Here is a 21,646-nt window from a genome sequence, read left to right as displayed (position 1 = left end):
TAATTATTTAAGAATAATTAATATATAACGATAAAGTAGAGTAGAAAAATAATAAAATCTAGTATATGCGGATTTTTTAGTTTGTAAAACTTCATTTTTCTTAGAGGCTGTAAGATTTGTTTGATTTTAATTTTTAAGAAAAGAATGAAAAACTTTTTGGAGAAATAATATTTTTTAGAAAAACATCTTGCATTTGAATAATTCTAAGTGGTAAATTGTTTTACATGGACGTTCATAGAATTTTCACAGGTAGCAAAAGAGGGGAGAAATGAGAATTTATGAATAAAAATAGATGGTTAATTGCATTATCTGCAATCGCTATTCACCTTTCAATCGGTGGAGCCTATGCATACAGTGTATACAAGCTACCGATTGTCACAGAAATGGGATGGAGTGAAACAAAGGTAACGATTGCCTTTACCATTATGATGGGATTAGCTGGTTTCTCAGCTGCATTATTTGGTAGTTTAGTAGAAAAAATGGGACCACGTAAATCGGCGATGGTAGCAGCTGTCTTATTTGGAGCAGGACAAGCTGGTGCTGGTGTAGCCATTTCAATGGATTCTGTTGTTATGTATTGGTTAACATATGGTGTTCTTAGTGGATTAGGAATGGGGATTGGCTATATTGCACCTGTATCAACACTTGTAAAATGGTTCCCAGACCGTCGTGGTCTAGCAACAGGTATGGCCGTACTTGGTTTTGGATCGGGTGCACTTATTACAGCACCAGTCGCAGCCAACTTAATGGAGGCAGTTGGCATTTCTACAACATACTTTATTCTAGGGGCAAGTTACTTCACGTTAATGATTTTAGGGGCTTCATATATAGCACCACCTAAGCCAGGTTATATGCCTGCTAATATGAAAGCAGCTGCCAATAATGGTAAGGACGTAGTTAAGAAAGATTTAGCTGTTATGTCAGCACGAGAAGCTGTTAAAACAAAGCACTTCTGGATGCTTTGGTCCATGCATTTAGTTAATGTAACAGCAGGGATTATGATGATTTCTGTTGCTTCACCAATGGCACAGGAAATTGTCGGTCTATCAGTAGCAGGTGCTGCCGCAATGGTAGGAATTATGGGGTTATTTAATGGTGGTGGTCGTTTAATCTGGGCCGCTGTGTCTGATTATATCGGTCGTTCTAACGTTTTCGTTATTTTCTTTACTGCACAGCTAATCACATTTATCGTTTTACCACATACAACTAACGTAATTATTTTCCAAGCACTTATCTTCTTAGTTGTTAGTTGCTATGGTGGTGGGTTCTCAAATCTACCTGCATTTGCAAGTGATTTATTTGGCACAAAGCAACTTGGTGTGATTCATGGTTATTTATTAACAACGTGGTCATTGGGTGGAGTTTTTGGACCATTGTTAGTAAGTGCAATCAAAAATGCGTATGGAAGCTATATTCCTGTATTCTATGTATTCGCAGGTTTAATCGCAGCTTCGTTGATTATTTCCTTAACGTTACGTGCAGATGTACGTAAGCAAACAGCTTTAAAAGCAGCGCAAAATGTTGGAGATGTATCTGCTACACAATAATATGAACTTTCAATTTACTATATAGGTGTCATTTCGTGGATGGCACTTATATAGTTATTTTTTGAAGTGTTTGTTATATAACAATTGTAATTTCTTTGTTTAATGTATAACAGCACATGTCTGGTGTCAATAACATTACTGGAAATAAAGTGATTTCGTAATTAAAAGAGAAATTTTGTAACGAAATTCATGATGAGGAACAAACTATTAAAAATTGAATCTTTTCTCAAAGAACAACGTATATAAAGTAATTAGGGAGGGATCAATCATGGGGAAATTTTCTTTAGATGAATTTGTTCATAAAACACAGCAGGACGATAATGAGAATGATTATTTTGAATTGGAAACTGAACGTGTATTAGAGGTTAATCTAAACGGTGAAGTGTGGTCAAAAATGGGCGCTATGATTTCCTATACAGGTGATATTAAATTTGAACGTGAGCGCGTCTTGGAGCATGGTCTTGGCAAAATGTTTAAAAAGGCTTTAACGGGTGAAGGTACGCAATTGATGAAAGCTAGCGGAAAGGGCAGACTCTACTTAGCGGACCAAGGAAAGAAAGTAACAGTTTTTGATTTGAAAAACGACAGTATTTGTGTCAACGGCAATGATTTACTTGCCTTTGAGCCTAGCATCGAATGGGATATACGTTTGATGCGTAAAATGGCTGGCATCATGTCAGGTGGTTTATTTAATGTAACCCTTCAAGGAACAGGGAAGGTTGCGATTACAACTCATTTTGAACCACTGACATTATTAGTGAAACCAGGTGAAACAGTATATACTGATCCGCATGCTACTGTTGCATGGTCAGGCAACTTAACACCTGAATTTAAAACAGATATTAGCTTCCGTACATTTATCGGCCGAGGCAGTGGAGAATCCATCCAGATGGCGTTTTCTGGTGAGGGCTTTGTCATTATCCAACCATTTGAAGAAGTTTATATGTCTAGTGAAAGCTAAAAAAGCGTGTCCGTTGTTCCACGGACACGCTTTTTCTCCTATTATAATGCCGCATGCATTCCTGCAATACGTCCCGTTACGAGGGCTGAAGTGATGTTATAGCCGCCTGTATAGCCATGAATATCAAGAATTTCTCCACAAAAGAACAGTCCTTCTTTTTTCTTTGAGGCCATTGTTTTTGGCTCGATTTCTTTTACAGAGACACCGCCACCTGTTACAAACGCCTTATCAAGTGACTGTGTGCCACTCACTGTTAACGTGAAGTTTACTAGTAAACGTGCTAGCTGACGAATTTTCTCTTGGGATAATTCAGCGCCCGTCAATTGAACATCAATATGTGCTCGCTCACATAAGAACAAGAGCCATCGTTCAGGTGCTATGCCTTTCCAAACATTTTTCACAGCCTTTTTCGGATCTTCTTTTATTAATTTATTTAAATATTGTAGACATGTTTCTTCATTATAATGTACCAGTGTTTGAATACGCATTGTCACGGGCTCATAGCCTGTTTTCATTAATTCTTTCACAACGAATTGACTACAACGCAAAATAGCAGGACCACTTAAACCAAAATGGGTAAAGAGCATATCCATTTGATGGGTGACGAGTGTCTTGCCTTTTTTATTTAGCACGGAGACAGCAACATCACGCAATGCTAGTCCTTGTAGTTCACGTGCTTGAATAAAATCTTCTTTTGAAATAACAGGGACTTCTGTTGGGAATAAGGTAGTGATTGTATGACCCGCACGTTCAGCCCAAGGATAGCCATCACCTGTTGAGCCTGTTTGTGGAACCGCCTTGCCCCCAACAGCTACTACGACTGCTTGACTACGGACTTCGGTGCCATCAGCAAGACGTACACCCAAAATTTTATCTTCATCCATTAGAAGCTTACTGACAGCTGTGTGTAAACGAACTTCAATATGAAGACGCTGTAGCTGTCTAATCAGCGCATCAACGACATCTTGTGCGCGATTGGATACAGGGAACATTCTACCGTGGTCCTCTTCCTTTAGGGCGACACCAAGCCCTTCAAAAAATGCAATTATATCTTCATTATTATAAACGGTAAATGGACTATAGAGAAAACGGCCATTACCGGGTATATGTTTCACAATTTCTTCAACAGGCAAACGATTTGTAACATTACAGCGTCCTCCGCCAGAAATGGCCAATTTCTTGCCTAGTTTTGTGCCTTTTTCTAACAATAACACCTTCTTTTTGCGCTCTCCAGCAGCAATCGCCGCCATTAAACCAGATGGGCCACCACCAATCACGATTACATCATACATAGTTAGAAACTCACTTTCTGTTCAAATTAGGAATCTTTCCTATTATACATGAAGTCTATATAGAGAGGGACTTTCTTTGACATTGAAAATAATAGAAAAGTGTTTTATAATTCTTTATCTCTTCTTTTGGGATGAAGAGCTTATACAGTAGAATGAAACACAATATTCTTTGTTATACAATTGGATGAATGAAAGTTTTCCTTTATTAGCATTGTCAGCATGAAATGAATGTCTTTTCGTGCTATTATGGTAAAGGTTATGCACTAAATTATGAGGTGAAAAATAGAATGTGCGGATTTATAGGTTATATTAATGGAACAAATGTGATTGATCATCATCAGACGATAGAAAATATGATGAATACAATTATTCACCGCGGACCGGATAGCGGCGGTATTCATAGTGACGATAAAGTAACGTTAGGTTTCCGTCGATTAAGTATTATTGACTTATCAGACGTAGCGAATCAACCATTATATAGTGAAGACGGCAATATCGTGCTTGTATTTAATGGAGAGATTTTTAACTTCCAAGAGCTGCGTGCAGATTTAATTGAAAAAGGTCATACGTTTAAAACACAATCAGATAGTGAAGTTATTATTTATGGCTATGTAGAATATGGCGTAGATTTTGTGAAGAAACTGCGTGGGATGTTTGCCTTCTGTATTTGGGATAAAAAGAATGATTTACAGTTCATTGCGCGCGATGGCTTTGGAATCAAACCATTGTATTACTCTGAGCATACAACAGACGGTACGTTTATTTTTGGCTCTGAGATTAAATCATTTTTACCACACCCATCATTTATTAAAGAGTTAAATAAACAGGCACTTCGCCCCTATTTAACATTCCAGTATTCATCTATGGATGAAACATTCTTTAAAGGTGTCTTTAAATTACCACCAGCTCACTATATGCTGATTCAAAATGGACAAAAGCAAATCGTGCAATATTGGGATAAAAAATTCCATGCAAAAGAAGCACCAATCGAAAAATATATTGAAGAAATTCGTTCAACTGTTAAAGAATCTGTAGAGGCTCATCAAATCAGTGATGTAAAAGTTGGTTCATTCTTATCGGGTGGTATTGACTCTAGTTATATTACGTCTTTATTACGCCCAGATAAATCCTTCTCAGTCGGTTTTGCGGACTATGAAGATATGTTCAATGAGACAAATCTTGCAAAAGATTTATCAGATACTTTGAATATTCAAAATGAACGTAGATACATTACCGCAGATGAGTGCTTTGAAGCGCTACCTAAAATTCAATGGCATATGGATGAACCACAATCCAATCCATCTTCAGTGCCACTTTACTTCCTTTCGGAGCTTGCTTCAAAAGATGTAACGGTTGTCTTATCAGGTGAAGGTGCTGATGAAATTTTTGGTGGGTATGCTTGGTATCAAAACTCAGGAAGAATGCAAAAATACGAAAAATTACCATTAGGTCTTCGTAAAACATTACGTGGAATGGCAGAAGCCCTACCGAAAAATCAATACACGAATTTCCTTATTAAAGGTGCTCAAACAGTAGAAGAGCGTTTTATTGGGGAAGCGGTAGTTTGGGATGAAGTGGATGCTATTAATGTTTTAAAGCCAGCTTATAAAAATGCGCCATCTGTAAAATCGATTACAAAACGTATTTATGATGAAGTACCTGGCGATGATGATGTGACAAAAATGCAGTATCTAGATCTAAATCTTTGGATGCCTGGTGATATTTTATTAAAGGCAGATAAAATGAGTATGGCACACTCAATTGAATTACGTGTACCATTTTTAGATAAAGAAGTAATGGAGTTAGCGAAAAATATTCCTTCAAGATACCGTGTGAATGATATCGATACAAAATATGTTCTACGTCAAGCTGCGCATCAGGAATTGCCAGAAGAATGGGCAAAGCGTCCGAAACTCGGATTCCCAGTGCCAATTCGCCACTGGTTACGTGAAGAAAAGTATTACAGTATGGTAAAAGAAATGTTTACAACTGACTTTGCAAATGAATTTTTTGATACAAAACAATTAGTTGGCTATCTAGATGAGCACTACGAAGGGAAAGCAAATCGCGGTCGTTATATTTGGACAGTTTATGTATTCCTAGTATGGTATAAAAAGTTCTTTGTGGACATGGTATAAGAAATACCTAATCGGTGGGGATGTTCAATTCCTCACCGATTATTTTAAGGCCTTTTTTCATCAAGTTTCTTTATGAATGAACTTTTTGGTGTTTTTATGCGTCTCATTTCCTATAAATATGTTAAGATTACAGTTGGTTTACTTTATTGCTTTTAGAGTGACAGCGCTTGCATATCGTTTGTTTTAATACGAAAAAGTTTTATAAGTATGCTTTGAAGTGTTACGATAATAATATTGATTTTACAATGAATGGATGGGTATGATGTCCAATTTAATGAAAGGTACTGCGATATTAACAATGGGGATGTTTTTATCGAAGGTACTCGGATTAATTTATATTTTTCCGTTTTATGCAATTGTTGGCGAGAAGAACATTGCGCTTTACCAATATGCATATATTCCCTATTCAATTATGCTGGCAATCGCCATTTCAGGTGCGCCAATAGCCGTCTCTAAATTTGTATCCAAATATAACGCAATGGGAGATTATCAATCGGGTCGCAAGCTGATGAAATCTGGCATTCTTATTATGATGATGACTGGCTTTGCAGCATTTATTGCCCTCTTTCTACTTGCTACGCCAATTGCAGGGCTAGTTATTAAGAGTGAGGAACAGGTCTTTACAGTTGAACAAATTGCTTCAGTAATACGATGGGTTAGTTTTGCCTTAATCGTAGTGCCATTTATGAGTCTATGGCGGGGCTTCTTCCAAGGCTACGACAAAATGGAGCCTACTGCCGTTTCACAATTGGTGGAACAAATTGTGCGAATTGTTGTGTTACTTGGTGGATCTTTCCTAGTGGTGATTGTGTTTAAAGGAAAACCAGAGACAGCCATCTCCTTTGCTGTGTTTGCTGCATTTATCGGAGCAATCGGTGGATTAGGTGTTCTTTATTACTACTGGAAAAAATATCAGCCTGAATTTAATCTACTACGTAGCCAAAGTGTGACTTCCACACAGCTACCAATGTCCAATATTTATAAAGAAGTGATTACCTATTCCATCCCAATGGTGTTTGTAGGGGTGGCGAATCCGTTGTTCCAATTAGTCGACATGCTTACGTTTAATGGAGCAATGACGTCCATTGGTTTAGCAGAAGTAACAGATACTTATTTATCAATGATTAACTTTATGACACATAAAGTTGTTATCATCCCTGTTATGCTAGCGACTGGATTTTCGATGGCGCTTGTACCAACAATTACAAAGTATTTTACACAGGGGGAGTATTTAGCGCTCCGCCATGCAATGGATAAGACCTATCAAATTTTAATCTTTATTACATTGCCAGCTGTGGTTGGTATTTCTTTATTAGCCAATGAAATTTATTTTATGCTTTATTCAGAAAGCGAAATGGGGGCAACCATTTTAGCGCATTATGCACCTGTCGCGATTTTATTCGCGTTATTTCAAGTCACAGCAGCCTTACTTCAAGGAATTGATTTTCAAAAGTGGATTGTTTTCAGCTTATTATCTGGAATTTTCGTAAAGCTAGCATTAAATATTCCTTTAATTCGCTGGTTAGAGGCTGATGGTGCTATAGTAGCTACAGCTATTGGCTACAGTGTTTCGATTATCATTAATATGCTTGTTTTACGAAAAACGTTGAATTATCGATCAGAAATGGTTGTGCGTCGTGTCATGCTAATTGCTTTATTGACAATGGCGATGGCCATTAGCGTGCTGATTGTGCATAAATTATTGGAATTACTAATGGGACCAGTTGATAGTAAATTCTCAGCATTACTATTCTCAATTATTTGTGCGGGTGTTGGTGCTGCTGTTTATGGCTTTTTATCATTACGCCTAGGTTTAGCCCAAAAGCTATTAGGTGAACGATTAACCCGTATTATGAGTAAACTGGGATTGAAATAGGAGTGGAACGATGCGTTTAGATAAATTACTAGCAAATATGGGGTACGGCTCTCGTAAGGAAGTGAAGCAGCTATTAAAGCAAAAAGCTGTCTCAGTAGACGGTGATTATGTCAAGGATGCAGCTTTACACGTAGACCCAGAAAAGCAAATTGTATCAGTGTTTGGAGAGCGCGTTGTTTATACAGAATTTGTTTATTTTATAATGAATAAACCGCCTGGTGTTATTTCTGCCACTGAAGATTTAAGAGATGAAACAGTCATTGATTTATTAGAGCCATTACACCAGCATTTTCAACCGTTTCCTGTTGGTCGATTAGATAAAGACACAGAAGGGTTGCTCTTATTAACAAACGATGGTCAATTAGCTCATAATTTATTGTCTCCCAAAAAGCATGTGCCAAAAGTTTATTACGCACAGATTGAAGGCGTTGTGACAGAAGAAGATGCCGAGAAATTTGCAAATGGTGTTGAGCTAGATGATGGCTATGTTACAAAACCTGGAAAGCTTGTGATCTTAAAGTCTGCACAGCAATCTGAAATAGAGCTAACGATTCAAGAAGGCAAGTTTCATCAGGTAAAGCGAATGTTTGAGGCTGTAGGAAAACGTGTAACATATTTAAAGCGTATTTCCATGGGAAGCCTGAAATTAGATGAAAATCTAGCGTTAGGTGAATATCGTGAGCTCACTGCTGAAGAGCTAAACGGTCTACAAAACAATCATTAAAACATATTATTCCTCGATGCATCACATAGCATCGGGGATTTTTATATACAGTAATATGACTGTAACTGTATAATATGAAATGAGTTATTGTGATATAGTCATAGAATGTATCATATTTTGAAATATTCCCCAAAAGACGATGGTATAAAATAAGTAGAGGACAATTAAATGAAGAACCTGCGTATTAAATTATTACTATCTCTAATAGCATTTGCAGTCATACTTGTTGCTGTTATTTCATATGTGAACCGACAAATACTGGTAACAGAGATAGAAAAGCAAGTGAGCATGAATAAAATATTAATTGAAAATCATATTTTGACAGATATGCAAACTGTCGATGATGCCCATTTTTATTTTGATAATAATATTTCAGACAAAATGGAACAGGAGCTTAGACAGCTAAAAAACTATTACCATGAAAACCCTAATGTAGCTACTTGGGATTTGCAGCAAATGAAAAAGAAACATGGTATGGATATTTACATAGTGGATCAATCAAATACAGTAGTTTACACAACTTTTGCCAAAGATATTGGCTTGGATTTCTCGTTTTGCTGTCAACGTTTTTCTGCTTTATTAGATGAACGGCGCGCTAGTGGCGAATTTTTTACAGATGGACTCGATATTTCAACATCAACAGGTGAATATCGAAAATTTGGCTATCTGGCAACACATGATAAGAAATATTTGCTCGAGTTAGGTATAGACCTACTAAATGATCCTGTCTTCCAAACCTTTAATTTTGAGAAAACTGCACAGTACTTAATAGGTAAGTATATTGATTTAGTGGATGTGCAAGCTATTAATGCAGGTGGCGTTTTCTTTAATGATTCGAGATCGAAGAGAATCACTGTAAAGGAGCAATCTAAGAAATTTCAAAAATACTTCGAGCTAGCTAAGAAAACAATGGAGCCAGTTGAGTATGAAAAGGCATTAGACAATGGTTATATAGAAACACATCGTTTTCTGCCCTATGAAGCAGAGACAGTGAGAGGGGAGTCATCCAAAAGAATTGTCTATGTGAAATTTATCAATTTCACTAAAATGGAAGCTCTCCAAAAAAATACAAAGCAATTTTGGATTCTACTGTCTATTGCCCTACTAACATCCTTTATTATGCTGTTAGTTATTAATAAAATTTTATCTAAAACAATACACCTAGCTACCTTCGATCCGCTAACTGGTGTCTACAACCGTGCTACATATATTAGGAAAATTGATAATTTATTAAGAAAAAGAAAAATGAATGTGCCAGGTTTATTGTTAATTGATTTAGATAACTTTAAACAAGTAAACGATCAATTTGGTCATGTAGAAGGAGATCATATCCTCATTGAAACAGCGAAAATTTTAAAGCATGTTGTGAAACAAAGTGGCTTTGTCGTACGCTTCGGTGGGGATGAATTTGCCATTGTTTTATACGATACAACAGAGGAAAAGATGCAGCACATGGCAGAGGACATTTTGACTCAAATAAGGTCAGTTAGATATGATGGCCAAGCTAGCGAGAAATGGTCTGTGTTGTCTGTGAGCATGGGCGGAGCCATTTATAACCATGCTGAGGATACAGAAATGAGCTTATTTGAACGGGCCGATAAAGCGCTTTATCAATCAAAAAATGCTGGTAAGGATCAATATTCTAGTTATTCAGAGGTCGCTGCTGACGAGGATTATAATAGTTAAAAAACGCCCCATTCTATCGATAGCATAATTAGCTATTTTGATAGCAATGGGGCGTTTATTAATGAGCAGCTATTTTTGTTCTATAAAAGATACAACTACATAATACAAGAACAGCGATGACTGGAAACATAGCGTTCATATAATGAGTCAAGAGCCAACCGCCTATTATTGGGCCAATAAAGCCACCTAAATTTTTAAATTGTGCAGCACCTAAATAGGTTGCCTTTTGAGTATCTGGCGCAATTTCATCAATCATAACATTCATTGTAGGGAAGGCAAAGATTTCACCTATGGTAAAAATAATCATGGCAATGATATAGAGCGTATAATTATTGGAGAATCCAAACATACATAATCCAATAGCAAAGAACAGTACACCTACTAATAATGTTGCTGTAGATGAAAAGCGCTCTGATACTATACTAATAGGTAATTGTAGTAATAACACAACTGCTGCATTGAGAGAGATTAATAACGAATAAAGTTTCGCACCTTCATCAATTTTTAATTCGATAATTTGTGGTAGCGTTGAGTCAAATTGCGAGTAACCAATATTGATTAAAATGGCACCCAATATAAAGCTAAGCAGCACACGATTTGTCAAAAGAATTGTGAATGTACTGAGTATTTTTGTTTGTGTAACCGCTTTGGGTTGCTGCATTTGATAGCGATTTAACACAAAAAATAAAAAGACTGCGTAAATAATATACATCATCCCTGTCAGCATAAAAGGGATACTTGGACTGGAGAGCTGTGAGATATACACGCCAATAATTGGACCAATAACCGCTGCAATATTAATGGCTGTATAACGTAAGGAAAATAGTCTTTTTCGTTTATCGGCAGGTGTAAAATCAATCATCAATGCCTGTGTGGAAGGTTCAAAAAATGATCGACAAAGTCCATTCAAAGCATTGAATAGGATAAAAAGCCAAACAGCATGAACCGTTGCAAAGCCAAAGAACACAAGACTCCAAACGATAATTGTTAATAGAATAACGCTTTTTCTACCAAAGCGATCTGTTAAATAACCCCCGAAAAATCCACCTACTGTGGAAATGAGCGGCGCGATGCCAATTGTCAATCCAATTTGTAAGGGAGAGGCTTGAATTTCATTATGTAAATAAATTGCTAAAAAAGGCATTGCCATAAAGCTTGCAATACGTGTAAAAATTGTTCCACCTAAAATAATCCAAACTAATGGATGAAACAACTTTGACAAAGTCATATAAAATCCTCCTCTCAACATTTAGAATGTTTCGAGTTTAACGGATTGTTAAGCAACTGTAAATAGTTAAAATAATCTTGAAAGAGCACAGAGCAGATAATGGCGCGCAAATTTATGTTGCTATGCTAAGATGTGAGGCTCAGATTGAAGGGTAAAGGAGCAATGTAAATAATCGTTTTATATAGATGAATGGAAGTAAGATAAAAATCATTGCTTTGCATAGATAGATGACTGAAAAAGTGATGAAAATAATTACTTTACACAGAAAGCAAGCTGGAGAAGTCAGTAAGCAAAGTGGGAAAAAATCTAAAAATCTTCTAACGACAAAAAAGAATGACCCCGACGAAAGGTCATTCTTTTTCCATACACAATGCTTTACGTACAAAACGTAAAACTAAGACGTTAATTTTACTTTTTTCTTCGTCGTTGTCCATCTGCCTCGACTTGGACTCGTCACCAAATCGTTAAAGGCTAACACGTTCAAATCTCTTTGAACGGTGCGAGGAGTGATACTAAACTCTTCGACTAAATCCTGTGTAGACACGGTTCCTTTGTCTAAAATAAACATGTACACGTCTTTAATACGATTAAGCATTCGATCAGTAGTTGGTTTCATTAAATGAACCACTCCTTCATCTTAATTCTCTTGGCAAAGACTAGCGGACGACAATATGTGCGGAGTGCACTTAGGCTAATAAGTAGCTGCCTTAGACATCCCCTTTTCTAATTTTATAGTCAGAACAATTATTCTGATAACTTTATTATATAGAAAAACTACTTAATTTTCTAGTGAATGCAAGAGAAATTTACAATTAATATATAAAATTTATACTGTATTTTGTGGGAATACGTGAAAAACGTGCTATATATGGTAGTGACAGTAGAAGTTACTGAAAATAGTTGTCAGAAAGCTGATTGTCATATATGTTGTAAGGTGTAGAATAATGTTAATACTTTGAAGGAGGTACATGGTATGGATTGGTTACAAGCTGCAAAAGAAAGGCAAGACGAATTAATACAAGAGTTACAGGAGCTTGTGCAAATAAATAGTGTGCTCGATGAGGATACAATAACTACTGAAGTACCTTTTGGAGATGGTCCACTTCAAGCGCTTGAATGGTTACTAGCAAAAGGTCAAAGTGAAGGCCTGCTCACGAAAAATGTTAATAATTATGCTGGACATATTGAAATGGGAACTGGTGAAGATTTACTTGGTATTTTATGTCATGTTGATGTTGTCCCAATTGGAGAAGAAGCAGATTGGACTTACCCTCCTTTCAGCGGCACAGTAGCTGATGGTAAATTATTTGCACGTGGTGCGATTGACGATAAAGGGCCTACGATTGCGGCATGGATGGCCATGAAACTTGTGAAAGATGCAGGTATTCCGTTAGAAAAAAGAGTACGAATGATTATTGGTACAGACGAAGAAACAGGATTCCGCTGTGTCGACCACTATTTTAAACAGGAGGAAATGCCGACAATTGGTTTTGCACCAGATGCGGATTTCCCGCTCATCAATGCAGAAAAAGGCATTGCAGAGCTTGTGTTCTCTCAAAATAAAGTGGGTGATGCAACGAAAGAACAACTACTACTATTTAATGCAGGAAAGCGCCCAAATATGGTACCTGATTTTGCAAAAGCAATAATTCAGCACGTAACAGCATCATTCGAACAGAATTTTCAAACATTTTTAAGTAAAAATCAGCTAGAAGGCTCTTTATTAATGGAGGAGTCTCGCTATATAATAACTATCAAAGGTAAAGCAGCCCATGCAATGGAACCAGATAAAGGTATCAATGCAGCTGTTTATCTTGCAGCATTTTTACAACAAGAGTTGACGACAGAAGCAAGTAAACAATTTGTCGACTTTATTGCAGATGTTTTTTATCAGGATCATTATGGTAGTCAGCTCGATCTGCAGTTTGAGGATACAATGTCAGGACAAACAACATTAAATCCAGGGATCGTAAGCTATGATGTCCATAAAGGCGGCAGTTTAGTAATTAGTATGCGCTATTCAGTTTCCTATCCATTCGATGAAAAAATAACAGCAGCACAATGCTTAACGGTAGAAAAAGGGTTTTCTCTAGACATACAAGACGACTCCAAGCCACATTATGTCAGCGAAGATGATCCATTCATCCAGACATTAGCAGCTATCTATAGACGTCAAACGGGAGATACAGAAACACCTTTATTATCAACTGGTGGTGGGACGTATGCACGTGTGATGAAAAAAGGCGTGGCATTTGGCATGCTATTCCCAGGGGAGCCAGATGTAGCGCATCGAGCGGATGAGTTTGTTGTCGTTGAAAACCTTGTAAAAGCAGCGGCAATTTATGCTGAAGCAATTGTTGAACTTGCAGGAAAAAAATAACTCAAAGACGAAAAGGATGAACAAAACATGGCATATTCATTATGGAATGATCAAATTGTTGAAGAAGGATCCATTGCAGTATCACCAGAAGATAGAGGCTATCAATTTGGTGACGGTATTTATGAAGTAATCAAAGTTTATAACGGAAATATGTTTACAGCACAAGAGCATATTGATCGTTTCTATGCAAGCGCCGAAAAAATTCGTCTTGTTATTCCTTATACAAAAGACGTTTTACACAAATTATTACATGAGCTGATTGAAAAAAATAATCTTGATACAGGGCATGTTTATTTCCAAATTACACGTGGTGCCAATTCACGTAATCACGTTTTCCCAGATGCAAGTGTTCCAGCTGTATTAACGGGTAATGTGAAAGCTGGTGAACGTGCATATGAAAACTTTGAAAAAGGGGTTAAGGCTACGTTTGTAGAGGATATTCGTTGGTTGCGCTGTGATATCAAATCTTTAAACTTACTTGGTGCAGTATTAGCAAAACAAGAGGCAGCTGAAAAGGGCTGCTACGAAGCAATTTTACATCGCGGGGATATCGTAACAGAATGTTCATCAGCAAATGTTTATGGGATTAAAGACGGTAAGCTTTATACACACCCAGCAAATAACTTCATTTTAAACGGTATTACTCGTCAAGTCATTTTAAAATGTGCAGAAGAGATTAGTTTACCTGTAGTTGAAGAACCAATGACAAAAGCTGATTTATTAACAATGGATGAAATTATTGTATCCTCTGTATCTTCAGAAGTTACTCCTGTTATTGATGTGGATGGAAACCAAATCGGTACTGGTGTGCCAGGTGAATGGACGCGTAAATTGCAACAAGCTTTTGAGGCGAAATTACCACTTTCTTTGAATACAAAATAAAAGAACCGTTTAAGAGAACTATCGATAAGGGTAGTTCTCTTTTTTATGGATGTAATGTTTGGTATCGTCATGTAAAATAAAAAGGATAGTAATGAATAATTTTACAGATTGAAATTTGTAGAATAATTGTCGATGTATTGAATACAATGCCTCTTTTCTACCAAAGCAATCTAGATAAAAAGAGAACTATAGATATGGTGAGTAAGAATGGAGTGACCTTTACATGGCACAATTGGTGAAATTACAAGATTACATTTCACGCTATCAAATTGATTTAGCGAGATACCCAACACAATTTGTGCGCTTGAAGAAAAACCAATGGGAGCGCATTAAGCGACAGTGGGAATTGGGAGAAGATATTAGCGAGTGGCAACATGTCGACAATGAGGTGGAAGCGGAGGCTTACGAGGAAAAAGAACGTTTTACCTTCATAAAAAAATGGTTTGCTGGACGGCAAAAGGAAACAACAGAGGATGTTGAAGAAGTAGAAATATCAAATGAGCTTGTCAGCGATGAGGATATAATTCCTGAAGAAGAAACGACGCTCACATTTGAACCTAAAATTGTGTATGCACCACAATCCATCCATGAGTTGAAACGAATGTTTATTGATCAGTTCTTTCATTTTCAAATGAAATGGGCCAGTTCAACATTACGGGAAAAATCATATGTAGATCCTCGCTTCATGCGTGACTCATTGCTCCGTATGCTATTGCAAACATTGCCAGATAATTATCTATTGTTTTATTATCCAATACTACAAATTAGAAAAGCACCTATAGAGCTAGATGTAGTGTTAATGTCGCCGACAGAGTGTATTTGTATTACGGTCTTAGAGGCTGAAAATCAAGCTGTATATGTAGGTGGCAGCGATCGCTTCTGGATTAAAAAAGTAGGGACGAAGGATTCTAAAGTTTTGAATCCAACGATTAACTTAGGGCGGATGGAATCGGTACTGTCGCAATTATTTAAACAAGAGGATATTGATATGCCCATCCGTAAGGTTGTGCTATCTCGTAATGGGTATTTTGATTATCCTGGTTCACCATTTGGGGTACGCTTTGTTGATCGTCGAAATTACCATGAATGGATAGAGCATTTAAGAAAAGTTTCCTCTCCTATGAAGCATATGCAAATCCGAGCTGCACAGACAATTTTAAATACGGTCCAAACCACCTCCTTTAACCGAGATATATGGCAGCAAGCATCTCAGCCAACAGAGGAATGATGTATGAACGTTCTATTTATTGTCAATGAGGCCGCTGGGAATGGAAAAGGAAAAAAAGTTTGGCTCCAACTTCAAGAGCATCTAACGATTTCCTATCAAGTGGCTTTTACTGAATATGCAGGACATGGACAGGAAATCGCTCAACAATGGGCACACCAGCAACAAGAGAAGAAATTGCTTGTCATTGTTGGTGGTGATGGCACCATTCATGAAATAGTTAGTGGTGTTATACATAATAAACACATCATAATTGGTGTAGTTCGTGCTGGCTCTGGTAATGACTTTGCACGTTATTTTCATACCTTTTCCAATGCCCAGCAAATCGAGGATTATGTAAAGACTACCTTGGCTAATGTAAGAATGGATGCAGGGATCGTTCAGATTGATAATCAACGAAAAGAAATATTTGTTAATAATGCTGGCATAGGCTTCGATGCCTTTGTGACAAAATCAATTAACACTTCTCGTCTTAAGTTTTATCTCAATAAGATTGGACTAGGGAAACTTTCGTATGCTGTCGCTGTAATTAGAGGGTTATTTCGCTTTGAACGCTTTGACATAACGATACGTTCAGAGGGACAGGAATGGCAATTTCAGCAGACGTGGTTTGTGGCGATGAGTAATCAACCTTATTTTGGAGGCGGCATGAAAATATCACCTGCCGCAAAAGCAGATGATGGGCAAGTGGATATCACAATTGTACATGGTATTTCTCGTATCAAATTATTACTGGTATTTGTCACTGTGTTTTTTGAAAAACATACAAAATTTAAGGAAGTTACTTTTTTACAGGGGCAGGTCTTTGATCTTATCGTAGCAGATAAGGTTGACTGCCATACGGATGGTAATTATATTGGCATTGTCAACCAAGAGACCAATATCCACTGTACAATACAACAAAATGCTTGGCAGGTTATTGTTAAGGATTCATAAAAATATCATTGTGCAATAATTTCATGCGAATTATAAGGGAATACGTTATACTATAAAAAAATCAATAATTTCACAAGAAAGAAATGAGGAACAACATTGAGATTAAGAAATAAGCCTTGGGCAGAGGAAATGATTACAGATCACCCAGAGGTGATTATTCCAAATCCTGAAGACTTTAAAGGAAATTGGCAGGCTGTTTTCGGCAATGACAACCCTATTCATATTGAAGTAGGGTCTGGAAAAGGACAATTTGTGACCGGTATGGCTTTGCAAAATCCAACAATCAATTATATTGGCATTGAACTTTACGATAGTGTGATTGTTTGTGCACTAGAAAAAGTGCTAGAGGCAAAATCTCCAGCGAATTTACGTTTACTAAAAGTAAATGGCGCAGATTTATATAAATTCTTTGACAAAAACGATGTATCACGTGTATACCTGAATTTCTCAGATCCTTGGCCAAAAACACGACATGCAAAAAGACGTTTAACGCACGGGGATTTTTTGAAATTATATGAGTCGATTTTAGTGGATAATGGGGAAGTCCATTTTAAAACGGATAACCGAGGTCTTTTCGAGTATTCTTTAATCAGTATGTCTGAATATGGGATGTTATTAAAGTATGTATCTCTCGACCTGCATGCAAATATGCCAGAGGATAATGTGATGACAGAATATGAAGAGAAGTTTTCTGCGAAGGGGCAGCCGATTTATCGCTTAGAATCGCAATTTATCACTAAATTGTAGGGGGAATATGGATGGATCAGTTACAGTTTCACAATATGTCATTATCATGGCTAAACGGGGGTGTTACGTGCCTAGATGGTGGTGCGATGTTTGGTGTTGTACCAAAGCCTCTTTGGTCCCGCAAATATCCAGTCAATGAAAAAAACCAAATTGAATTACCAACAGAACCTATCCTTATTCAATTTGGGGGCAAAAACTACCTTATTGATACGGGGGTTGGCTTTAACAAATTAAATGAAAAGCAGCTACGAAACTTTGGTGTAACAGAAGAATCTTCGTTAGCTGATAGCTTACAAGAGTTAGGATTAACGACAGCAGATATTGATGCAGTGTTAATGACGCATTTACATTTTGATCACGCTGGGGGGTTAACGCAGTGGGAAGGGGATGTACTTGTACCAACTTTCCCAAATGCCAAGATTTTTGTAACGAAAATTGAATGGGATGAAATGCGTAACCCCAATATCCGTTCTAAAAATACTTATTGGAAAGAAAATTGGGAGCCAGTTCAGCATTTAGTTGAAACCTACGAAGAGTCATTGGAAGTAGTACCTGGAATCGAAATGCTTCATACTGGTGGTCATAGTGAGGGACATGCTGTCATCAAGCTAACGCAAAATGATGAAGTGTTATTGCATATGGCAGATATTATGCCGACTCATGCTCATCAAAATCCATTATGGGTATTAGCCTATGACGATTATCCAATGACAAGTGTATTTGCAAAAGAGCGACTGATGAAAGAAGCCCTTGCAAATAACTATGGCTTTATTTTCTATCACGATGCTTATTACCGTATGATTCGATGGGATGAGTCAGGCAAAGAGATTGTGGATAAACTAGAGCGTAGTAGACAAGCTGTTATTACATTTTAATCGAGCAAGAAAGGCGAGGTATTTGGCATATAAAATGTCAATACCTCGCGTTTTTGTTCGTGAACAGGATAGAAAATATGATACACTTAACACGATACTAAAATACAAAAGAGAGTTGAAATAAACATGGCAACTGAACAACCATTTTTACCCGTTTTACTTGGATCAGATATGAATGCATATGGTATGGCACGTGCGTTTTATGAAGCATATGGTATTAAACCACTTGTTTTAGGACGTTCTCATTTAACAGCAACACAAGATAGCCATATCCTACAATTTCAAGAAATAGACCGTTTAAATGAACAAGATGTTTTTGCACCTGCCCTTGCAGAAGTTGCAAAAAAATATGCTGATAAAAAACTATTACTTTTAGCATGTGGGGACGATTATGCCAAGCTGATCATCAAAAATAAGCCAGCATTACAAGAGCATTTTACCGTACCTTATATCGACGAATCGTTGATGGATGAAATTTTATTGAAAGAAAATTTCTATAAAATGTGTGATCAATATAATTTTAAATATCCAGGTACAACAACGGTGACAGCTGACAACTATGAAAACTTTACACCACCATTTGCTTACCCTATCATTTTAAAGGCTTCCAACTCTGTAGAATATTGGGCTTGTAAATTCCCTGGGAAGAAAAAAGTATTTGTTGCACATGATGAAGCGGAAAAAACGGCTATATTAAAAGCTATTTATAGCTCTAGTTATCAGGATACAATGATTATTCAAGAATTTATTCCTGGGGACGATTCCTATATGCGTGTGTTAAATGCCTATGTAGGAAAGGATGGGAAAGTGAAGCTGATGTGTCTAGGTAACCCTATTCTAGAAGAACATTCTCCTGAAGGAATCGGAAGTTATGCAGCCATCGTGACAACCTATGATAAAGAATTAATGGATCAAGTACGTTTCTTCCTAGAGGACATTGGCTATACAGGTTTTGCGAATTTTGATATGAAATATGATATTCGAGACAAGCAATATAAACTTTTTGAAATCAATTTACGTAATGGGCGTTCTAGCTATTATGTAACAGCAAGTGGGCATAATTTAATGAAGTATGTTGCGGATGACCATATGTTAAATATCGAGCAAGAAGTCACATATGTGCAGGACAAGCATTTATGGATGATTATTCCTAAAGGTGTATTATTCAAATATGCATCGAATGAAAAGCTCAAACTAGAAGCAAAAAAATTAATTAGTGAGGGTAAATACACAAATTCTCTTTACTTTAACGAGGATATGAATGCGAAGCGTTGGGTGAAACTAACACTCAATAATTTAAATTATTACCGTAAGTATAAAAAGTACTTTAATAATAAAGGTTTATCCGAATAACATAGAGAAGCCATCTTCATTTTATGAGATGGCTTCTTATGTTGTTGAATTAGATATTATGAGTAACAGAAAAGGCCCTTTAGCAAGGTGAGCGCATTGGAAATCTCTTTTCACCTTTCACAAAAATGTTTTGTTTTTTAACATTATAAGAAGCCATCTTCAATTTATGAGATGGCTTCTATTGTATATACATAATTAAACTTCTGTTAGTTCCACGACAACACCAGAGCGTGCATCGGCAGCAAATTCGAATGTCTGCATCTCACCTTCATGCATACGCGAGATCCCCCCACGATATACTGGGATGGTAATAATACCGTTTGTAAAATCTTCAGTTTTCATAAAAATCCAAGAACCATCAATCGGTGAATCCTTTTTAAATTCTCTTTTTATGTTTTCAAGTACTTGTCCTGCAGGTACGAACGGAGAAACTTTTTCACTAGCTTCTTTAATAATGACTGCGGCAGCTAAGCCAGTTGCAACACCAATTAAAAAATCACGTAATTTCATACTTTTTTCCTCCTTTTTCTATACCTTTATTTTAGCATAGCCTATAGAGTGAATGCACGTTCACAATTAAGCGGATTGAGGAAATGTATCAATATTTCGAATTCGGAAATAATTGTGTTACAATAGGCAAGGAAGAATATTCTACTTCGTGGGGAGAGAGTCATCATGAATGAGGAAACATTACAATTATTTAAAACATTAACAGAATTACCAGGCGCTCCGGGTAATGAACACGCAGTACGCGCGTTCATGCGTTCTGAGTTAGAAAAGTACTCGGATGAAATCGTTCAAGATAATTTAGGGGGTATTTTTGGTGTTAAGCACAGTGATGTTACGAATGCACCGAAAATATTAGTTGCTGGTCATATGGATGAGGTTGCATTTATGGTTACTTCTATCACAGATAATGGAATGATCCGTTTTCAAACATTGGGCGGCTGGTGGAACCAAGTTATGCTTGCACAGCGTGTAGAAGTATATACGAAAAATGGGGCAATTCCTGGTGTAGTTTCATCCATCCCACCCCATTTATTAACAGATGCAGAACGAGCGAAGCCAATGGATATAAAAAATATGCTTATCGATGTTGGTGCTGATAATAAAGAAGATGCTATGTCTATGGGTGTTCGTCCTGGACAATCCATCATACCAATTTGTCCATTCACACCAATGGCTAATCCGAAGAAAATTATGGCTAAAGCTTGGGATAACCGCTATGGCTGTGGTCTAGCGATTGAATTAATGAAAGAAGTACAGCACGAAAAATTAGGTTCACATTTATACTCAGGTGCAAATGTAATGGAGGAAGTTGGCTTGCGCGGTGCACAAGTATCAGCAAACATGATTAAACCAGATTTATTCTTTGCACTAGATGCTTCTCCTGCCAATGATATGTCAGGTGAAAAAAGTCAATTTGGACAGCTCGGCAAAGGTACTTTACTTCGTATTTTAGATCGTACAATGGTAACACATCGTGGTATGCGTGAATTCATTTTAGATACGGCCGAATCCAATCATATCCCTTATCAATACTTTGTCTCCCAAGGTGGAACAGATGCTGGTCGAGTGCATACAGCAAACGATGGCGTTCCAAGTGCAGTAATTGGTGTATGCTCACGTTATATTCATACATCAGCGTCAATTATTCACATTGATGATTATGCAGCTGCCAAAGCATTAATTATTGAATTAGTGAAAAAAGCAGATCGTTCGACATTAGAGACAATTCACGCTAATGTATAAGAAGTTAGGAAGATGCCTTTTAAAGGCATCTTTTTCTATGGAAA

At 37.0% G+C, this 21,646-nt stretch carries 18 protein-coding genes; 14 read left to right on the top strand and 4 right to left on the bottom strand.

Annotated elements, in window-relative coordinates; all coding sequences use genetic code 11:
* Window positions 1-278 precede the first annotated feature (278 nt).
* Window positions 279-1,547: an L-lactate MFS transporter gene (locus NYE73_RS18520; RefSeq protein ID WP_004226054.1), complete on the top strand. Its 1,269-nt coding sequence runs from the start codon at window positions 279-281 to the stop codon at window positions 1,545-1,547.
* 268 nt (window positions 1,548-1,815) lie between these two features.
* Complete coding sequence (locus NYE73_RS18515; protein WP_036118779.1) at window positions 1,816-2,508, top strand: AIM24 family protein; 693 nt, start codon at window positions 1,816-1,818, stop codon at window positions 2,506-2,508.
* Between the two features lie 41 nt (window positions 2,509-2,549).
* On the opposite strand, the gene NYE73_RS18510 is transcribed toward NYE73_RS18515, so the two are convergent.
* The gene (locus NYE73_RS18510; protein ID WP_048393473.1) at window positions 2,550-3,800 is read right to left on the bottom strand and encodes a BaiN/RdsA family NAD(P)/FAD-dependent oxidoreductase; all 1,251 of its coding nucleotides are present in this window, start codon (window positions 3,798-3,800) and stop codon (window positions 2,550-2,552) included.
* Between the two features lie 287 nt (window positions 3,801-4,087).
* Between NYE73_RS18510 and asnB the strand changes: the two genes are divergently transcribed.
* From asnB to NYE73_RS18490, 4 genes are all read left to right on the top strand, one after another.
* Window positions 4,088-5,938, top strand: a complete 1,851-nt coding sequence (asnB, locus tag NYE73_RS18505; RefSeq protein WP_048393475.1) for an asparagine synthase (glutamine-hydrolyzing) — start codon at window positions 4,088-4,090, stop codon at window positions 5,936-5,938.
* 262 nt (window positions 5,939-6,200) lie between these two features.
* Window positions 6,201-7,814: a putative polysaccharide biosynthesis protein gene (locus NYE73_RS18500; protein ID WP_081011001.1), complete on the top strand. Its 1,614-nt coding sequence runs from the start codon at window positions 6,201-6,203 to the stop codon at window positions 7,812-7,814.
* A 10-nt stretch (window positions 7,815-7,824) separates the two neighbouring features.
* Window positions 7,825-8,538 (top strand): pseudouridine synthase, encoded by a 714-nt coding sequence (locus NYE73_RS18495; RefSeq protein WP_259948520.1) that lies wholly within the window; start codon window positions 7,825-7,827, stop codon window positions 8,536-8,538.
* Window positions 8,539-8,706: 168 nt separating this feature from the next.
* The gene (locus NYE73_RS18490) at window positions 8,707-10,224 is read left to right on the top strand and encodes a diguanylate cyclase (protein WP_259948519.1); all 1,518 of its coding nucleotides are present in this window, start codon (window positions 8,707-8,709) and stop codon (window positions 10,222-10,224) included.
* Window positions 10,225-10,282: 58 nt separating this feature from the next.
* On the opposite strand, the gene NYE73_RS18485 is transcribed toward NYE73_RS18490, so the two are convergent.
* Both NYE73_RS18485 and NYE73_RS18480 read right to left on the bottom strand, forming a co-directional pair.
* Complete coding sequence (locus NYE73_RS18485) at window positions 10,283-11,452, bottom strand: MDR family MFS transporter (protein ID WP_004226066.1); 1,170 nt, start codon at window positions 11,450-11,452, stop codon at window positions 10,283-10,285.
* Window positions 11,453-11,846: 394 nt separating this feature from the next.
* Window positions 11,847-12,068, bottom strand: a complete 222-nt coding sequence (locus NYE73_RS18480) for a DeoR family transcriptional regulator (protein WP_004226074.1) — start codon at window positions 12,066-12,068, stop codon at window positions 11,847-11,849.
* Window positions 12,069-12,425: 357 nt separating this feature from the next.
* Here NYE73_RS18480 and pepV point away from each other — a divergent pair, with 357 nt between their 5' ends.
* From pepV to NYE73_RS18445, 7 genes are all read left to right on the top strand, one after another.
* The gene (pepV, locus tag NYE73_RS18475; protein WP_259948517.1) at window positions 12,426-13,832 is read left to right on the top strand and encodes a dipeptidase PepV; all 1,407 of its coding nucleotides are present in this window, start codon (window positions 12,426-12,428) and stop codon (window positions 13,830-13,832) included.
* A gap of 27 nt (window positions 13,833-13,859) precedes the next feature.
* Window positions 13,860-14,714, top strand: coding sequence for a D-amino-acid transaminase (gene dat, locus NYE73_RS18470; protein ID WP_048393484.1), 855 nt, complete (start codon window positions 13,860-13,862; stop codon window positions 14,712-14,714).
* Window positions 14,715-14,937: 223 nt separating this feature from the next.
* A complete protein-coding gene (locus tag NYE73_RS18465; protein ID WP_054549930.1) occupies window positions 14,938-15,942 on the top strand; it encodes a nuclease-related domain-containing protein in 1,005 nt (334 codons plus the stop codon).
* A 3-nt stretch (window positions 15,943-15,945) separates the two neighbouring features.
* Window positions 15,946-16,875, top strand: a complete 930-nt coding sequence (locus NYE73_RS18460; RefSeq protein ID WP_259948516.1) for a diacylglycerol/lipid kinase family protein — start codon at window positions 15,946-15,948, stop codon at window positions 16,873-16,875.
* A gap of 96 nt (window positions 16,876-16,971) precedes the next feature.
* Window positions 16,972-17,622 (top strand): tRNA (guanosine(46)-N7)-methyltransferase TrmB, encoded by a 651-nt coding sequence (trmB, locus tag NYE73_RS18455; protein WP_016991781.1) that lies wholly within the window; start codon window positions 16,972-16,974, stop codon window positions 17,620-17,622.
* An 11-nt stretch (window positions 17,623-17,633) separates the two neighbouring features.
* Window positions 17,634-18,497 (top strand): YtnP family quorum-quenching lactonase, encoded by an 864-nt coding sequence (locus NYE73_RS18450; RefSeq protein WP_048393489.1) that lies wholly within the window; start codon window positions 17,634-17,636, stop codon window positions 18,495-18,497.
* Window positions 18,498-18,623: 126 nt separating this feature from the next.
* The gene (locus tag NYE73_RS18445) at window positions 18,624-19,850 is read left to right on the top strand and encodes a carboxylate--amine ligase (RefSeq protein ID WP_259948515.1); all 1,227 of its coding nucleotides are present in this window, start codon (window positions 18,624-18,626) and stop codon (window positions 19,848-19,850) included.
* A 195-nt stretch (window positions 19,851-20,045) separates the two neighbouring features.
* Here NYE73_RS18445 and NYE73_RS18440 read toward each other — a convergent pair whose 3' ends face one another.
* Complete coding sequence (locus NYE73_RS18440) at window positions 20,046-20,360, bottom strand: hypothetical protein (protein ID WP_004226089.1); 315 nt, start codon at window positions 20,358-20,360, stop codon at window positions 20,046-20,048.
* Window positions 20,361-20,525: 165 nt separating this feature from the next.
* Between NYE73_RS18440 and NYE73_RS18435 the strand changes: the two genes are divergently transcribed.
* Entirely contained in the window at window positions 20,526-21,602 is a 1,077-nt protein-coding gene (locus NYE73_RS18435) for a M42 family metallopeptidase (protein ID WP_259948514.1), read from the top strand.
* Window positions 21,603-21,646 lie beyond the last annotated feature (44 nt).

The sequence above is a fragment of the Lysinibacillus sp. FSL K6-0102 genome (assembly GCF_038003545.1).
Classification (GTDB): domain Bacteria; phylum Bacillota; class Bacilli; order Bacillales_A; family Planococcaceae; genus Lysinibacillus; species Lysinibacillus capsici.
This window is presented reverse-complemented; position numbering and strand designations above follow the sequence as displayed.

What these genes read in the sequence shown, in the direction of transcription:
- NYE73_RS18515 (WP_036118779.1), top strand. Translation starts at nt 1,816, where the DNA reads ATGGGGAAATTTTCTTTAGATGAATTTGTTCATAAAACACAGCAGGAC.
- pepV (WP_259948517.1), top strand. Translation starts at nt 12,426, where the DNA reads ATGGATTGGTTACAAGCTGCAAAAGAAAGGCAAGACGAATTAATACAA.
- NYE73_RS18450 (WP_048393489.1), top strand. Translation starts at nt 17,634, where the DNA reads ATGGATCAGTTACAGTTTCACAATATGTCATTATCATGGCTAAACGGG.
- NYE73_RS18435 (WP_259948514.1), top strand. Translation starts at nt 20,526, where the DNA reads ATGAATGAGGAAACATTACAATTATTTAAAACATTAACAGAATTACCA.
- NYE73_RS18495 (WP_259948520.1), top strand. Translation starts at nt 7,825, where the DNA reads ATGCGTTTAGATAAATTACTAGCAAATATGGGGTACGGCTCTCGTAAG.
- NYE73_RS18460 (WP_259948516.1), top strand. Translation starts at nt 15,946, where the DNA reads ATGAACGTTCTATTTATTGTCAATGAGGCCGCTGGGAATGGAAAAGGA.
- NYE73_RS18490 (WP_259948519.1), top strand. Translation starts at nt 8,707, where the DNA reads ATGAAGAACCTGCGTATTAAATTATTACTATCTCTAATAGCATTTGCA.
- dat (WP_048393484.1), top strand. Translation starts at nt 13,860, where the DNA reads ATGGCATATTCATTATGGAATGATCAAATTGTTGAAGAAGGATCCATT.
- NYE73_RS18500 (WP_081011001.1), top strand. Translation starts at nt 6,201, where the DNA reads ATGTCCAATTTAATGAAAGGTACTGCGATATTAACAATGGGGATGTTT.
- NYE73_RS18480 (WP_004226074.1), bottom strand. Translation starts at nt 12,068, where the DNA reads ATGAAACCAACTACTGATCGAATGCTTAATCGTATTAAAGACGTGTAC.
- asnB (WP_048393475.1), top strand. Translation starts at nt 4,088, where the DNA reads ATGTGCGGATTTATAGGTTATATTAATGGAACAAATGTGATTGATCAT.
- NYE73_RS18485 (WP_004226066.1), bottom strand. Translation starts at nt 11,452, where the DNA reads ATGACTTTGTCAAAGTTGTTTCATCCATTAGTTTGGATTATTTTAGGT.
- NYE73_RS18445 (WP_259948515.1), top strand. Translation starts at nt 18,624, where the DNA reads ATGGCAACTGAACAACCATTTTTACCCGTTTTACTTGGATCAGATATG.
- NYE73_RS18510 (WP_048393473.1), bottom strand. Translation starts at nt 3,800, where the DNA reads ATGTATGATGTAATCGTGATTGGTGGTGGCCCATCTGGTTTAATGGCG.
- NYE73_RS18520 (WP_004226054.1), top strand. Translation starts at nt 279, where the DNA reads ATGAATAAAAATAGATGGTTAATTGCATTATCTGCAATCGCTATTCAC.
- NYE73_RS18440 (WP_004226089.1), bottom strand. Translation starts at nt 20,360, where the DNA reads ATGAAATTACGTGATTTTTTAATTGGTGTTGCAACTGGCTTAGCTGCC.
- NYE73_RS18465 (WP_054549930.1), top strand. Translation starts at nt 14,938, where the DNA reads ATGGCACAATTGGTGAAATTACAAGATTACATTTCACGCTATCAAATT.